Source organism: Streptomyces sp. NBC_00029, assembly GCF_045160505.1.
GTDB lineage: Bacteria > Actinomycetota > Actinomycetes > Streptomycetales > Streptomycetaceae > Streptomyces.
In genome coordinates, this window is the sequence record NZ_CP108292.1 from 806,342 (window position 1) to 821,933 (window position 15,592).

Here is a 15,592-nt window from a genome sequence, read left to right on the forward strand (position 1 = left end):
ACCGGGCGGGCGGTGCGGGGTGGGGCGCGAAGGTCCAGGGCCGTCAGATGACGGCGAGCTTCGCCAGGCGGTCGCGGATCTGGCGGTACGCGTCGAGGCCCATGGCCTTCTGACGGCGGCGTTCCTCGGGCTCGTCCTGGCGGCCGAACCGCCACCACAGGCTGCCCTCCTCCTTGTCCATGATCACGGAACGGTCCTTCTCGACCGGGCCGCGCAGGAAGAGGGAGACGGTGTCGGGGGTGGTGAACGTGGTGTGGAGCGCGCTGTGGTGGAGCGTGTAGCAGCTGCCCGGGCCCTCCCAGCGCACGACGTGCGGGGTGAGCTTGTCGACTATGCCGGCGGCTCGCGGGTCGGGGTTGTGGCGGTTGAGGTACTTCTTGGCCTCCGGGTCGGGACCGTCGCCGTACACGTCGCCGTCCATGTGGTACCAGGTGTGGGTGTACCCGCCGGTGACGATGCGGCTGGAGAAGGAGAACCGGTGGTCGTGCGGTCGGTCGAAGTGATCGTCGGTGGAGATGTGCAGCCGCAGCCGAATACCACGGTCGAGTGCGTCGTACAGGACGATGTAGTCGAGCAGCTGGTGGCGTTCGCACATGGCGAGCAGCTCCGGCTTGTTCTCCACGTCGAGGACGAGCTTGCGCAGCGACTCCTTGTCGTCGGCGAGGCGTTGCACGAGGTCGCGCGTCACCTTGCCGGCGGCCTCGAAGTCGGTCCAGTCGACGGTGAGCTGGTCCAGGTAGTCGATCATCGTTTCTCCCTGCTTCTGCGGTGTGTCGGAGGCGGTGGCCTCCTCGTACGTCCGGCGGATGCGAAGGCCCATGGGCGAGAGGGCGGCCAGCAGGCCGTCCAGCTCGCCCGAGGTCCGCCGTCCGGTGCGGACGTCGATGAGCATGTCTGCCAGGACGTCCAGGTCGGACGCCCCCACGACATCGCGGGTGGGGCTCACGGGGGTTCTCCTCAGCGCGCGGTCAGTGCTCGGATGTGACGGACGACGACAGCGGCGATCTCCTCGGGCGGCGCTGCGGGGTCCGGGGCGATGACGAGCCAGCCCCGGTCTGCGGCCATCCGCGCCAGCTGCTCCCGGATGACGCCCTGGTAGGCGATGAAGGCCTCGCGCGGAGGTCCGTCGTACCCGTCCCAGCGGCCGAGTTCCGTGTCCTTGAAGCCGTCGCGCCGCGACCAGGCGGTCTCGGGCCGCACGTCGAGCAGGACCGTCAGGTCGGGCTCGGGGACCGGGGCGAAGAGGGGCTCCACCCAGCTCGCGTCCAGTGGTTCACGCACGAGGGTCTTGGCAATGTTGCGGTAGTACCAGCCGTCCATCACCGTGACCGTGTCCGGGTCGCGCAGGTCGGGGCGGAGTCGGGCCAGGGCCGCGTACCAGGAGGCGATGAGCAGGATCCAGTGGGCCGCGCCGAAGGTGTCTCCGGCGGACTCGTCCGAGGACCAGATGAGGCGGCGCAGGCCGTCTGCGCGTGTCCCGGTGCCGGGGTCGGACGCCACGAGGTGCTTCTTGCCGGCCGGGACGGGGTGGTCGGGGGCGAGCGCGCGGGCCACGAGCGCGGCGAGGGTGGACTTGCCGCTGCCGTCGATGCCCTCGATGACGATCAGCACGGCGGTCCGCCGTCCAGCAGGTGGCGGACGATGCCGTCCTCGTCGTTGCCCGCGGTGACGGTGGTCGCCCGCGCGAGTACCTCGGGGTGCGCGTTGGCGGGGGCGACCCGGCGGTCGGCGACGGCGAACATGGGCAGGTCGTTGAGGTGGTCGCCGTACACGGTCAGACGCGCGTCGGTCAGGCCGGTGACTTCGGCCAGGTGGCGTACGGCGAGGCCCTTCTCGGCCTCGGCGTGCGCGATCTGCACCTCGCTCCAACCGGGTACGTACCGGTTGGCGGCGGCGAGTACGTGGGCCTCTCCGGCCAGGCCGGCCGTGGAGAGCGCGGCTTCGAGTGCGGCGACGGCGGCAGCGGCCCGCGAGTCGGGGACGAAGGCGATCACCGCAGCGGTCCTGGTCGTGGCGGTTGCGGCTCGCAGGTCCGCGCAGGGGGTGAGTCGCGGGTCTGCGTAGGCCGCCTTCTCCGCCACGTACCAGGCAGTGGCCGGGTCGGCTCCGGGACCGTGCAGGACGCGGTCCGCCGTACCGTCCCAGGTGGTCAGTACCGGCTCGGCGCCGATCCCATCCAGTACGTCCAGGGTGAGCGCCACCGTGTGGGGACCGAGGGTGCGGTGAGCGAGATGTGCTCCGGTCGCCAGGTCCGTGAGGAAGGCGCCGTTCAGCTCGATGACGGGCAGGACGAGGCGTACGCCCGCGAGCAGGTTTCGCATGGCGACGGCGCTGCGCGCGCTGGCGACGGTGAGCAGGGTCCCGGCGTCGAGCAGGGAGTTCAGCCCGTCGCGGGCGAACGGGCTGAGGGTCGCGTCGGAGCGCAGCAGCGTGCCGTCCAGGTCGAAGACGTGCAGGCCGGCGCGGTCTGTGGTCATCGGCGGGTCTCCTGGAGCGGGGCGGGGAAGAGCGCGGTGATCAGCTCGCGCAGTTCGGCCATCGAGGTGAAGACGCGGTGTGCCTCGCCGAGCCGGGACGGTGGGGTGAGGGTGGCGAAGCCGTACACGGTCATTCCCGCCGCGCGGGCCGCTCGCACTCCGATCTCGCTGTCCTCGATCACGAGGCAGGCCGCGGGATCGACCCCGAAGTGCTGTGCAGCATGGAGGAAGAGGTCGGGGGCGGGCTTGGGTCGTGGGACGAGGTCCGATCCGAAGGTCCTGCCTCTGGTGCGGGCTGCCAGACCGGTTCGGCCGAGCGAGACCGCGAGCCGGTCGGAGCTGTCGTTGGAGGCGACGCAGTAGGGCACGGTCAGCGCGTCGAGATGGTCGAGCGTTTCCTCGACGCCGGGTACGGCGGTCAGTTCGCGGGCGAACTCCCCCATGAGCCGCTCGTGGAAGCGCGCCTGGAATCCGGCGGGAAGTTCCCTGCCCGTGCGTCGGGTGATCAAGGACGCGAGGTCCGCGAAAGACGTCCCCAGGTAGCGCTCGGCCGCCTCGCCGAAGGTCGTCGGGAACCCCGCCGCCGTCAGCTCCAGGGCCAGCACGCGGTTGGCGGGGCCTTCGCTGTCCGCGAGAACACCGCTGTTGTCAAAGATGACGAGTTCGTGTCTCATCCGTGTGCCCCCACCCTGCTTGCCATGACTTGCCGGAGCAGCATACGAAGACGTGACATTCGAGTCAAGCATGATTGACAGACCGTCTTGACAAACTTGCCAACCCGTCTGAAGCACCCGGACTGGGCCATAGGCACAGGTCAAAGCCCCTTGCACTCTCAAGATCGCCTGGTATCGTCAGCGCTCGTCCATCTGCGGCAACAGCAGTTTGTCAACGTCTGCATGACAAAAGGCTGGCTCGAAAGTAAAGAGGGAAGAGCAATGGAGAACCCATCCGGCACGGCGTCGACCCCCACCCCCCTGCTCCCGGTGGAAGTCCACTGCCACGGCTTCGCCGGGGTGGACTTCTCGGAGTTCTCCCTGCTCGACCTCGAACTGCTGGAGGAGGTCTGCGCGAAGGAGGGTGTGCTCAGCATCCCCACGCTCTACCTGCACCACCACCGACTGGGCGAGTTCGTCAAGTTCATGCATCGCTACGACGCCATGCGCCGGGCCGGCCGCATCCCGCACGTGGTGGGCGTCGCACTGGAGGGCCCGCTGCTCTCCAGCCACGGTGGAACGCCTGGCGACACCGTGTGGGCGCCGACGCGCGCGGAGTGGGAGCTGCTCGCCGGCCTCGGGGACTACGGCCTGTGCTACATGGTGCTCTCGCCCGACGCCTTCTCTCCCGCCTCGGACTTCTACGGGCAGACCTTCGACCGCCACCCGGGCTTCGACTGGATCGTCCCGCTGCTCATGGGCCACGGAGTGCGTCCCGCGCTGGGGCACTTCACCCGGACCGACCCCAACCTGAGCGCCGCGCTGGTCAAGGACATCGTCGACATGGCCTGGGCCTCGGAGTGGAACGGACGCGGTGCCCGCGTCGTGACCGACCACCTCTTCAATGACATGCCCCTGAACATCCGGCACGCCTTCCGCACCACCCGGGCCCGCGCGGCGCGCGAGTCGACGCTGGCCTCGTACGACCTGCCCGGCTGGTCCCTCGACACGATGGAACAGATCACCGGCCCCGTCCCGGCCGCGATCATGAACGAGGCCGCCGCCGGACGGATCGCCGCGTGCATCAACTTCGACGGCGAACACGTGGACCTCGCCATCGCGAGCCGCGCGGTCAACCTCATGGGCCTGGAGAACTCCATGATGATGACCGACCGCTGCGACTCGGCCCGGCTCGGCGGCCAGGACCTGACCCAGGGCGAGGAGAACGGCCTCTGGTACCAGGAGGGCGGCATCGTCGCGGCCGGCTCCCAGCCGCTGGCGCAGCAGATGCGCAACGCCATCGGCAACGACATAGAGGGCCGCAGGCTGTGGGACCTGGCCGCCGGGACCGCGCACCGCGCCTTCGGGCTGGCCAACCCCACCGCCTCGGACCTGCCCGACGGCATGCTGGCTGCGACGCACGAGCGCTGGGCCGCCGTCGACACCGTGAGCGCCGGACGGTGATCGGCGGGTTCCGGGGCGGGCCGGCTTCCCCTCCGCCCGGCGTGCTGCCCCTGGGTCCGGCCCGGTCCGGCGGCGGGCCCTTGCGGATCGGCGTCCTGGTGTCGGCGACCGGCGCGAACCTCTCCACCCTGATCTCCATGGAACGGGCCGAACCGGACCGGTTCCAGGTCGCCCTGGTGGCCTCGCACGGGGAGCGGGCCAAGGCACTCGACGTGGCCCGCGCTCACGGCGTGGAGACCTGGACGGGCGATTTCGACGCCCGGTGCGGCGTCGCCTCGCGTGCCACCGGCCCGGCGGCACGCGCCGAGTACCGCCGCCGGGCCCGCAGCTGGCACGACGGGCTCAGCGCCCGGATGGCCGCCTGGGAGGCGGAACACGGGGAACTCGACCTGATCGTCCTGGCCTACCACCGCTGGATCGAGGGCGATCTGCTCGACCGGTACCACGGCCGGATGGTCAACCAGCACCCCGGCGATCTCTCGGTCCTGGACCCGGACGGCCACCGAGTACTGATCGGCAACGACCCGGTCACCGCGGCGATCGCGCTGGGCCACAGCGCGACCCGTACGTCCTGCTTCCTGGTCGATGCGTCCCCTGACGGCGGTGCCGTCCTCTGCCAGGGCCCGCCCCTAGTGCTGCCCCGGGGCAGCACCCCGCCGGACTCCCGGGCCCACGAGCTGGAGCAGAAGCGGGTCAGCGACCGGCCCGCGCTGGAGTGGACCGTACGGGCCTTCGCCTCCGCGTCGCTGGCCCTGTCGGACCGCACGCACCCGGATGGCAGCCGCGTCGTACGGATCAACGGCACGGACACGGCGCTGGGCGGCCGGCGTCTGACCGGCTCCTGAGCGTCGGCTCCTGACCGCCGCCGGGCCGTTCACCCTGCACGAAACCGCCGTACACAAGAGACACCCGATTGGAGGCGCATCTTGTCGCACACCGCGATCGACGCCCGGGCCATGGCCCCGCTCACCCAGGACCAGCGCAAGGCCGACGCCTACCGCCACGACCCGTACATGCGGGAGGGGCTACGGTCGCTGGCGGCTGCGCGGGACGGCGAGACACTGCGCCGCCACACCTTCGTGGTCCTCAAGCCGGACGCCGTCGCCGGCCGCCGCTGCGCGCTGATCCTCGACGTCCTGCGCTCGAGGGGCTGGCACCCGGTGGCTGCGACCGCCGTGCGTTTCGACCCGCTGCTCGTGCGCGAGTTGTGGCGCTACCAGTTCAACGCCGCTTCGGCGCAGCGCATCGCGGTGGTCGACCCGCTGCTCTCCTCGGGGCCCGCCCTGCTCGTCCTCTTGGAGGACCTCGACCGGCCCGACTGGCTGCCCGCCAGCGCCCGTCTGACAGCGGCCAAGGGGTCGGCCGAGCCCTCTGTGGCCCGCAGCACGGACCTCCGTACACTGATCGGCCGCGTGAACGGTCTCTTCAACTTCATGCACACGGCGGATGAACCAGCCGACGTGGTAAGGGAGTTGCAGCTCTTCTCCTACCAGACCGGCTGGTCCTGGTGCGCGGGACCGCTGTTCGGCGGCTCAGACGATGCGGCGGCGCCCGCCGTGGAGGTGACCTTGGCCTCACTCCTGGCCGAGCTGGAGGCCGCGATACCCGCGCACGACCTGGACGTGGCGGCGAGCATCGGGCGCCTCGCACTTCTGGACGGGCCGTGGGGGGACTGCGCCCGGACGCGGACCGACCCCGCGCGGATCGACGACTGGCTCGGCATCCTGCACGTCACGCCACTGCCCCCGGGCCCGGCCCGCTGGGACGTGCTGACCGTCCTGACCAGCTGGATCGACTGCAACGAACCAGGGGTTCTGCCCCTCATCGCCACTGGCACCGCCGAGGCCTGGCGCCCCACGAAGACCGACGAGGTGACCTTCGCATGACCGCGACCAACGCCACGAACGCGGCCACGGCCGTGCCCCCGCGGCCCACACCGACCGTTCCCCTGTTCGCCGGGGCCGGTAATCTGATCTACCGGGCCGAGCACGTACCCCGCTTCGTACGCGGCGAGGGAAGCTACCTCGAGGCGGCCGACGGCCGACGCTACCTCGACGCCGAGGCCGCCAACGGTACCGTCGCCTTCGGTTACGACCGGCGGATCCTCGCAGAGGCACTCGCACACTGCCAGGACCTGCCCGCCCTGCCCTCGTTCTGCGAGTCCGATCTGCGGCTCGGCGTGCTGGAGCGACTGGAGCGCCTCTTCGCCGAGGCAGTGGGGGCCCCAGGACGCGTCGAGCTCGACCTGGGCGGCGCCCAGGGCATGGAGACCGCGCTGCGCATCGCGTTCAGCGCGGTGGGCCCCGGAACCATCGTCGTGTTCGAGGGTGCCTTCCACGGCCGGTCGGGGGTGACGAGCATGCTCAGCTCCAGCCCGCGCTACCGCGAACTACTCGCAGCCTGGGGCCTGGAGGTCGTACGGCTCCCCAGCCCCGACTGCGGAATCTGCCCCCACGCCGCCGCGGAACGCAAGGGATGCGGCACCGGGTGCATCACGGCGGCGAGCCGATGGGGCTCGGAGCTGTCCGGGGTCGGCGGCGCGGGATTCGCCCGCAAGGTGAGCGCGTTCGTCTTCGAGTCGGTGCAGAACGTCGGCGGCATGGCCGAGCCGGACCACGCCCTGCTGCGCGCGGCGGTGGACCACGCCCGTGCGAACGGCGCGGTGGTCATCTCCGACGAGATTTTCACGGGGATGCACCGGACCGGCCCCCGCTGGGGATTCCAGCGTTCGGGGGTCGTGCCCGACGTGGTCGTCGCGAGCAAGGCACTGACCAACGGCGGGGCCGCCCTCAGTGCGGTCTGGGCACGGGAACCCCTCGCGGATCCCCGCACCTACCGGCCCAGCAGCCACTCCTCTACATACATCGGCATCCCGCACGCGCTGGGCGTCACCCGGGCCGTGCTGGACCGCTGGGACATGTGGGCCGACCCCGAGGCGGACATGAGCCGGCTCGCGACGCGCATGACGGCACGCCTGGAGCAGCTCAAGGCGGCGCATCCCGCACTGATCCGTGAGGTCGGGGCGTTCGGAGGGGCCGCGCGCATCGTACTCACCGGGAATCACGCACCCGAACTGCGCAGGCTGTGCCTGACCGTCGACCCCCGGGTCGGCCTGATCGTCGCCTCGACCGGGATGGCCCCGCACGTGATCAACATCCACCCACCGCTGGTCATCGGGGACGAGGAGCTGGACGTGATGACGGAGGTCCTGGACCTGGCCTTGACCGCGCTGGTCACCACCACGGAGCCCCGCTCATGACCCTGGCCCCTGCGGATGACCCGTTGATCTGCCTGTGCGCCCGCGTTCCGGAGAGCGTCATCCTCTCCGCGGTGGCCGCCGGCGCCCGCGACGTCTGCGCCCTGCGGGAGGCGACCGGCGCCAACACCGGCTGCGGCGACTGCCTGATGGATCTGGAGGAGATCTTGGAGTGAGGCAGGCCCACATCCGACGCCCGGCGCCTGTTGACGGAAGTGTCCCTCTCCCGTGGCCGGTTCCGGGCTGTCGCACAGAGCAACGAACAAGGGAATGACGAAGTGGCGCTAGGAAATCTGGGTTGGTGCGCGGCGTTGTGATGAGGATCGACGTCGATGAGGACACCCTCCGCACCGTCCGCCTGACATTCAGCCCTCTCTGGGAGACTTTCGGCAGCCTCGGTCTCCTGGCGCGATACCGAGGCGAGGCCCCTTCACCGTACGCGGAGTGGGCGCGGACGGTGCGTCTGACCATGCCGGTGGGTCTGGCACGCGATGTGGCCGGGGTTCTGCGCGGCTCCGGTCTGTCGCGCCTCATTCCCGAGTTCGTTCCCCTTCCCGACCCCGCACGGACCACGTTCGCGGCTGAACTGGACCACCTGCGTCGCACCCGGGGCAACCCGCCGGATGAGCGCCACCTCTGCTCGGTGCTGGCGCGGTACTGGGAGTGGGCGCTTGCCCCTCACTGGAACCGGATCCGCTCCTCTCTGGAGGAGGAGATCCTGCTCCGGGGCCGCACGCTCGCCGTCGAGGGACCCGAGGCGATGCTCGGCGAGCTGGGTGGCCGGGTGCTGTGGACCAGGCCCCGTCTCACCGTGCCCTACCACCGGGATCTGGATCTGACGATCACGCGTTCCCGGCTGCTTCTCGTCCCCACCGTGTTCTCCGGCGGTCTGAGACTGCTGGTCGAGAACCACGACGGGGTGGCCATGTCCTACCAGGCGCGAGCCACAGGCCGCCTGCGGATCCTGACGGCCGGGAACGACGGCGGCCCGAGCGAGGACCGGCTGGCGTTGCTGCTGGGGAAGGGACGCTCGCAGGTCGTACGAGCCCTCGAACTGCCGATGACGACCACCGCTGTGGCGGAGTCCCTGGGCTTGGCGAAGAGCACTGTCTCGCAGCACTTGGCCGTACTGTCCGACAGCGGAGTCGCATGGAAGCGACGCATCGGTGCGAGCGTCTTCTACCAGCTCGACGACAGCGGCCTCGCGTTGCTGAGGCAATTGGGCTGAAGTGCCCTGGGCGAACCGCTTGCCGGACCGAGGAGCGGCCGGCTTCGACACCCCGCACAGCGGAGCGAGCCGGCCCCCGGCGTCAGGACACGTCCACCCGCATCGCAATGTCCTGGCACAGGGCGAGCACGTTCTTGATCCAGGGGAGAGGGTCGGCAATGTCGTACGTTGCCATGGTCTCCACGGTCCAGTACTCGTCGAAGGTGAGAACGCCCGGGGTGGCAGCCTTGAACCTGTTGGCGCGCCATTTCGGCTGGTGACTGCCGAACTCCCCTGCGCCTTCGAGGAGGGCGTCAACCGCATGGCCGAATGCCTGACGGGCTGAAAGCACCGCGCTCTCCAGGTCGTTGGCCTCCATCTGGCCCAGCGCGTCCTCGACCAACGTGTCCGCCGCCCCCAGGGAGCGGGCGATGGCGAACGAACTGAACGCCGTCTCACCGAGCTGGGTCCGTCGCTCTTCGACCCATTCGGCGCCGATCAGGGGAAGGCAGTTCCCGAGTCGGGCGAGCGTCAGTTCCTCCAGTGGCGTGAGGACCTTTCCGGGGATGCCACCCCGTTCGTACGCGTCCCACGAGACCTTGGCCAGCATCTGAGCAATGTGCGCGTCGCTCCAGTACTTCACCTCCCAGCGCTTCGCCTGCGCGTAGAAGACCTCGACGTTGAAGAACGGGGGCTCCAGTGGTACCGGAACTGCCGCGCTCGTCTCAGCCGCGTAGAGCGGGTCGGAGACGACGTAGATGTCGTAGTCGCTGCGCGGGTTGTGCCAGCCGCGAGCGACAGAGCCGACCACGAATACGGCCTTGGCCCCTTCTGGAATCAGACCCCGCTCGCGCAGCGGAGCCAGCCAGTCGTTCTCGGTCCTATTCTCCATCCCGCATTCCTCTCTCCTGAACATGCCTCACCATTCGATGATCCCCTGATCCGTCAAGTCGCCCAGGAACTCTGCGACATCCGCCAGAGCGGTTTCCTCGTCCACCCCGTACTCCCGGGATACCAGCCGCGCCACCTGAGCAGTGCTCCGGCGGCCATCCACCGAGACGAAAATGAACGCGGCGATGTCCTCCATGAGGACCGCCCGGTCCTCGTCACCGATCAGGAAGTCGTCCTTGATCCGGCGGATTCTGATCCCCAGTACCCGCCGGGGCACGGAGTCGCTTTGTTTGACGACGTCATTCACGAGGATCGATCTCTCCTTCTTCGCAGCATTTCTGCAAGGGTCCGCGACCTGCGCTGTCATACCCGCGCCTCACTCAGATCACGAAGCTTTCGCACGGTGCTCGAGATGAGCACGACCGGTGCGAGGAGGAATCCTGCGCATACCATCCACAGGGCCGGGCGCAGGCCGATCGATTCGGCGAGCAAGCCGCTCAGAAGGGCGCCCACAGGAAGCGCTCCCCATGAAATGAAACGCACCGTTGCCATGACCCTCGACAGGAGCTCCGGCGGCGACTCGACCTGCCTGTGGGTCCTCGCGAGAATGCTTCCGATCACCACGGCCACTGAAACTGCGGCATTGCCGATGACAAAGTAGCCGATATCGCCCAGCGAGGTCGTCACCGGAATCACCAGCGCAAAGGCGCCACCGAGCACCCCTGACACGATCATGGCGCGTGCCGTACCGATCCGCACCGAGAGGCGAGTCGCCACCATCGAACCGAGGAGCGACCCCACTCCGTCGGCGGCGATCACCAGCCCTACGACGGCCGGCGATGCCCCCACTTCTCGCACAAGGTAGAGCGGGGTGAGAGCCATCAGGGCTGCGGTGAAGAAGTTGCTCACTGTGGCCCAAATCACACACGGCCTCATCACAGGATGCCGCATCACGAAGGCGCATCCCTCACGTATGAGAGCCAGTACCGGTACCTGCGGCAGCGGCTTGGGCTTGCGCTCGGGAAGAGTCCACAACGTTACGGCCGATATCAGGTAGCTGATGCTGTCGATCACAAGAACATCGACGGCTCCCACGGCCTTGATGAGCAGGCCGCTGACCGACGGCGCACCGGTCTGGGTGACCGCGTCGGTGCCCGAGATCAGGCTGTTGCGCGCGGTTAGTTCCTCCTTGGAAACCAACGCCGGCAGGAACGTGGAATTGGCGATGTCGAAAATCACCGTTGCCAAGCCCGTGATCAGGGCCGTGAGCAGCAGATGCCCGAAAGTGAGTCGGTCCAGCCACCAGGCCACTGGTACGGAGCCCATGGCCACCATCCGGACCAGGTCCATCGACACCTGCAAGGCACGCAGCGGGACCCTCTGCACGATGACTCCGGCCGGCAGCCCCAGGAGCAGCCAGGCGGCCTGGCTCGCGGCGGCCAGCAGCGTCACCTGGAGAGTGGTGGCATGGAGAGTCATCAGTGCCACGAGCGGCAGGGCCACCGCCGTGATGTTGGATCCGGTGCGACTCACGGTGGAAGCGGACCAGAATCGCCAGAAGGCCCGGGAGTCGGTGGCGGTCACCGTGACCGTTGGAGTGCTTGTCATCCCACGAGCTCCTTGGCGACGTTTCCGGGCTCCTCGTACCTCGCGCCCACCAGCTTGGCGCCCTCGAATGCGGCGAGGGTGCCCTTGTCCTGCAGCGCTCCGACCTCTTCGAGGTATCGCGTCAGCTGTGCTGCCGCTGCTGCCACGTCGCACCGGACCCGGCCGACCGGCCAGCTCTCGGCAATGGCCTGCTGGATCTCCTCACCTGTCAGGCCGATGTCCCGCAGGTGACGTGCTGTCTGCACATAGTCCGGCTCCAGGAAGGCATAGACGATCTCGGGGATCAGCGGGCCGACGGCTGCCCGTTCGGCGCGCCCGAGCGCCGGCCACAGATGGGTGAGCAACGACCTGAAGTAGACGTGGTGGCGGCCTTCGTCCTCCGCATGATCACGGATGATGTTGCGGACCGACAGCGGCAATCTGTCGTCGCGGGGAATCTGGGACAGCATTCCCGAGATCAGGGTCTCGCTCACGATGGCGAACAGCAAACCTTCCACGCCGCGGAGGTTCTGCGGCAGCCGTTCGCGTATCTCGTCGAGCCGCAGCAGAAAGGCAGGGGGGACGTGGCTCCCCCTGAGTGACCACGTCACGCGGGTCTTGGCCTCGATCTCACAGGTGAATTCGTGAGAGAACTGCGCGTGCCAGGTCTCGTCTGTAACGATCTTGAACGCGTCGGACATCATGCGTCCGGGAAGGAGGAGCCCCGAACGTCCACGGCTGATTTTGGTGGCCACGGGAATGACCGCGAGGGTCTCCAGCTCCGTCGTGAACTCCATGTAGTCGTAGAGCCGCTGCAGGAGCAGTCCCTTGACGACTTCGCCCCCCTTCGCCTCGACCAGGGGATGGCGCACCACCGGGTACAGCTCGGGCGGGAAGTAGAGTTCCAGCTCCGCGGCGGCGAAGTGGCGACGAGGGCGGCGCCGCACACTCGCCAGGTCGTCCCAGCGTTCGAATCGACTGACGTACTTCGGGCCGCGCGGCCGTTGGGCGGCATCTCCACGGAGCAGCTGCTCCTCGAACCGGTGGACGTACATTCGCGCTCCCGTCATGCAGCGAAGAGGACGAGACGCTGGTCGACGAGCAAGCCCAGCTCCTCTTCCACCGCCTTGAGTTCGACGCCTGCCTCGCGAAGTGCCGCGGCCAGGGTGGACGTCCCGTCGATCTGCCGCAGCACACGGGCGATCAAGCTGTCCGGTTCGAGCACGAACTCGATCTGCCCGTCGTTGACGAGGTACTGATCACCGCCAGCGTCGGACAGGAGGAGGAGCCCCTCGGCCTGGACCGGCACAGCCTGCAGGTCGTAGTTCCGTCCCGGCTCGAAGATCTCCTGGGTCTGGGCCAGCAGATTGCTGTGCGCCCCGAGTTCCGTGCGCACCGATCCCGCATCCATCGATTCCAACCGCGGCGCGGACGTTGCCATCTCTGCGAGGAGGCCCATGTTGACGAGACGCATCAGCAGTTCCACGGAGGGCGAATCACTCGTGCCCTCCGCGAAGTCCTTCAGCCCCCGCCGGATCCTGTCGGCATCCAGATGGGCGCCGGCGCCCGGGGCCGCCAATGCCCGCTCGACCAGCTCCTGGCCGTTGCCGTTCATCAGTCGCACGAGCATGCCGTAGGCGTGGTGGGTTCCCTGACCGTAGAAGAAGGGGACCTTCGGCCGTTCGGCTATGCGTCGCGGGACCCGCGAACCCACGGCCTCGCGGAGTATCCGCTTGTCCCACAGGAGCCGAGGACGGAGACGTTCGGGAATGGACGAGGTGAGTTCCACGATCCGGTGGTCGAGGAACGGCACGCGGGCCTCGACACCGCTGCCGGCGGCGGTCCGGTCCTCGTGCCAGACGTTGTACTGCTGGACCTTCCGGTACTCGGACAGCACGTACGACGCGTAGAGGTCGGTTTCCTGTGCGGTGCCCAGGGAATCGAGGGCGTCGTCGGACAAGAACCCCTCACCCTCACCCCACCAGTACCGGAGGCTGGATTTCCGGTCGAGACGCGTCGCGCGGTTCATTTTACGCAGCCCGTCGAGGAAACCCGCCCAGTCGTCGCCCATACCTTCGGAATAGCCGCCGTTGAACTCGTCGCTGGCGGCGCCGAGCAGCATGCCGCGCAGCTCCGGCCGTACTTCGCGGGCAAACCGGTGGAGCTCGTGCTTGTAGTAGATCTCCGGCCCGACCATGGGACTCTCGGTGAGCCAGACCAGGCGCCGCCACTGCTCGGGCGTCGGCGTGAGGCCGGGCTCGAAGAGCACCTGATGATTGGGGATCCCCCACTCACCTGCCAGCCAGCTGGAGTGCTCGGCGTCACCGTTCGCACGCGTGCCGCCACTCAGCGCGGTAAAGGTGTGCAGCTCGTCCACCTGCTCCCGCGCAAGGGCCAGGACGATCGACGAATCGATCCCCCCGGAAAGGAAGAGCCCCAGTTCGCTGTCGGCCGTAGCGCAGTCCCGGATCGACGACGCGAGCAGGTCACCGTACCGCTCGATGAAGCCCTCGGCACTCGTCGACTCATCGGCCTCGGTCGGCAGTTCCCAGTAGCAGTGCTCCACCGTCTTGCCGTCACGGAGGTCCACACGAAGGACCGAGGCGGCAGGCACGCTTTCCACGCCCTCGAACCAGGTACACATCTGCTCCGCACTGAAGCGGGGGGCAGCGGCGACGGCGGGCACGGACAGGGCCTTGTCCCAGGCGAACGTGCGAGGGGTCGCGGGGTCGGCGAAGAGGCCCTTTATCTCGGAAGACAGGACAATGCGCTCGTTGGTGCGGTGGTAGTACAGCGGCTTGATGCCAAAACGGTCTCGCGCCAGCACGAGTTGTCCGCGGGCACGGTCCCAGAGGATGATCGCGAACATGCCTCGCACATCACGGAGGAAATCCAGGCCGTGCTTGCGGTAGAGGTAGAGCAGAACCTCGCAGTCGGATCCGGTCTTCAGCCGTACGTCCGAAGGAAGGCTGGCGGCCAGCTCCTTGTGGTTGTAGACCTCGCCATTGGCGATCAGCACGAGGTTGCCGTCGTCACTGACGAGCGGCTGGGTGCCGTCCTGCGGGTTCACCAGCGACAGCCGGGTGAAGGCGAGGCCCACCGGGCCACTGCGCAATACCTCACGCTCGTCAGGGCCCCGGTGGTGCAGCAACTCGGCAAAGTTGTTGAGGAGGCCGTCGAACTCCGGTCCGAGGTCCTGTCCATCGAGCCGGGCAAATCCTGCGAGTCCACACATGAGAAATCCTTCAGCGGCGCGTTAACCGTGTTTCGAATTTAGGTGGCGAGCGCGCCCGATGAACGGGCGCACTCACCGGTGGCCGTGATCAGGCCGTGCCACGCAGAACGGCGCCCTGGGTGACGGTCTTGACTACGGGCTTCGCGTACTTACGCATGAAAGTACCTCTCTCTTATAGATGTTGTGCCGGCAAAGGGCCAATGGCGCTCATGCCACCGACTTCCATTTCACCGACAACCGAAGTCAACCACGGCGACAGCGGACCCGACCAGATGATTCGGTTCTCACCGAACCACCGATCCGTATGCCCGAATCGCACATGAATTGCGAAAAGTTCGGGGGTCACCCCCCTGAGATGGCGAGTGCGCTCTATGGACGGGCGCACTCACCGGCGGCCGTGATCAGGCCGTGCCACGCAGAACGGCGCCCTGGGTGACGGTCTTGACTACGGGCTTCGCGTACTTACGCATGAAAGTACCTCTCTCTTATAGATGTTGTGCCGGCAAAGGGCCAATGGCGCTCATGCCACCGACTTCCGTTTCACCGACAACCGAAGTCAACCACGGCGACAGCGGACTCGACCAGATGATTCGGTTCTCACCGAACCACCGATCAGGTTGCCCGAATCGCGCTTTACCACAGCGCCTCGAGACGACCCCGTCACCACATGAGCCCACACTTGTCCCTCGGAGTGCGGGGTTGTATAGATGGACGCACCCCGGGCGTGTGCGGCACCCCAGGACGGACGAGCCGAATACCTGGCATGTCTTTCTCTTTCCGCTGGTATCGGCCGGAGTTGGTGGCGAAGGCCGTACCCCCTTT

The 15,592-nt window shown here is 68.2% G+C and carries 15 protein-coding genes; 6 read left to right on the forward strand and 9 right to left on the reverse strand.

Going from position 1 to position 15,592, the window contains the following annotated elements; translation table 11 throughout:
* Positions 1-43: 43 nt before the first annotated feature.
* Genes OG753_RS04015 through OG753_RS04030 form a run of 4 tightly spaced genes read right to left on the reverse strand, consistent with a single transcriptional unit; the run spans position 44 to position 3,151 of the window.
* Positions 44-946: a hypothetical protein gene (locus tag OG753_RS04015; protein WP_405787171.1), complete on the reverse strand. Its 903-nt coding sequence runs from the start codon at positions 944-946 to the stop codon at positions 44-46.
* Positions 947-957: 11 nt separating this feature from the next.
* Positions 958-1,611, reverse strand: a complete 654-nt coding sequence (locus tag OG753_RS04020) for a dTMP kinase (RefSeq protein WP_405787172.1) — start codon at positions 1,609-1,611, stop codon at positions 958-960.
* Positions 1,605-2,477: an HAD family hydrolase gene (locus tag OG753_RS04025; protein WP_405787173.1), complete on the reverse strand. Its 873-nt coding sequence runs from the start codon at positions 2,475-2,477 to the stop codon at positions 1,605-1,607. The genes OG753_RS04020 and OG753_RS04025 overlap by 7 nt, the downstream gene beginning before the upstream one ends.
* Complete coding sequence (locus tag OG753_RS04030; RefSeq protein ID WP_405787175.1) at positions 2,474-3,151, reverse strand: HAD family hydrolase; 678 nt, start codon at positions 3,149-3,151, stop codon at positions 2,474-2,476. Before OG753_RS04030 ends, OG753_RS04025 begins: the two co-directional genes overlap by 4 nt.
* 261 nt (positions 3,152-3,412) lie before the next feature.
* Here OG753_RS04030 and OG753_RS04035 point away from each other — a divergent pair, with 261 nt between their 5' ends.
* The 6 genes from OG753_RS04035 (at position 3,413) to OG753_RS04060 (ending at position 9,078) form a co-directional block, all read left to right on the forward strand.
* On the forward strand, positions 3,413-4,594 hold the full coding sequence (locus OG753_RS04035) for a hypothetical protein (RefSeq protein ID WP_405787177.1): 1,182 nt from the start codon (positions 3,413-3,415) through the stop codon (positions 4,592-4,594).
* Positions 4,595-4,635: 41 nt separating this feature from the next.
* Entirely contained in the window at positions 4,636-5,439 is an 804-nt protein-coding gene (locus OG753_RS04040; RefSeq protein ID WP_405787179.1) for a formyltransferase family protein, read from the forward strand.
* 81 nt (positions 5,440-5,520) lie between these two features.
* Positions 5,521-6,480, forward strand: a complete 960-nt coding sequence (locus OG753_RS04045) for a nucleoside-diphosphate kinase (protein ID WP_405787180.1) — start codon at positions 5,521-5,523, stop codon at positions 6,478-6,480.
* Complete coding sequence (locus tag OG753_RS04050) at positions 6,477-7,853, forward strand: aminotransferase class III-fold pyridoxal phosphate-dependent enzyme (RefSeq protein WP_405787182.1); 1,377 nt, start codon at positions 6,477-6,479, stop codon at positions 7,851-7,853. The genes OG753_RS04045 and OG753_RS04050 overlap by 4 nt, the downstream gene beginning before the upstream one ends.
* A complete protein-coding gene (locus OG753_RS04055) occupies positions 7,850-8,026 on the forward strand; it encodes a (2Fe-2S)-binding protein (RefSeq protein WP_361767844.1) in 177 nt (58 codons plus the stop codon). The genes OG753_RS04050 and OG753_RS04055 overlap by 4 nt, the downstream gene beginning before the upstream one ends.
* Before the next feature lie 281 nt (positions 8,027-8,307).
* A complete protein-coding gene (locus tag OG753_RS04060; protein ID WP_405787184.1) occupies positions 8,308-9,078 on the forward strand; it encodes an ArsR/SmtB family transcription factor in 771 nt (256 codons plus the stop codon).
* 82 nt (positions 9,079-9,160) lie between these two features.
* Here OG753_RS04060 and OG753_RS04065 read toward each other — a convergent pair whose 3' ends face one another.
* From OG753_RS04065 to asnB, 5 genes are read right to left on the reverse strand one after another with little or no spacing between them, the layout of a single operon-like run.
* Positions 9,161-9,949 (reverse strand): nucleotidyltransferase domain-containing protein, encoded by a 789-nt coding sequence (locus OG753_RS04065; RefSeq protein WP_405787185.1) that lies wholly within the window; start codon positions 9,947-9,949, stop codon positions 9,161-9,163.
* A gap of 27 nt (positions 9,950-9,976) precedes the next feature.
* Positions 9,977-10,255 (reverse strand): PqqD family protein, encoded by a 279-nt coding sequence (locus OG753_RS04070; protein ID WP_405787186.1) that lies wholly within the window; start codon positions 10,253-10,255, stop codon positions 9,977-9,979.
* A gap of 56 nt (positions 10,256-10,311) precedes the next feature.
* Entirely contained in the window at positions 10,312-11,556 is a 1,245-nt protein-coding gene (locus OG753_RS04075) for an MFS transporter (protein WP_405787187.1), read from the reverse strand.
* On the reverse strand, positions 11,553-12,590 hold the full coding sequence (locus OG753_RS04080; RefSeq protein WP_405787189.1) for a diiron oxygenase: 1,038 nt from the start codon (positions 12,588-12,590) through the stop codon (positions 11,553-11,555). Before OG753_RS04080 ends, OG753_RS04075 begins: the two co-directional genes overlap by 4 nt.
* 11 nt (positions 12,591-12,601) lie before the next feature.
* Positions 12,602-14,770: an asparagine synthase (glutamine-hydrolyzing) gene (gene asnB / locus OG753_RS04085; protein ID WP_405787190.1), complete on the reverse strand. Its 2,169-nt coding sequence runs from the start codon at positions 14,768-14,770 to the stop codon at positions 12,602-12,604.
* Positions 14,771-15,592 lie beyond the last annotated feature (822 nt).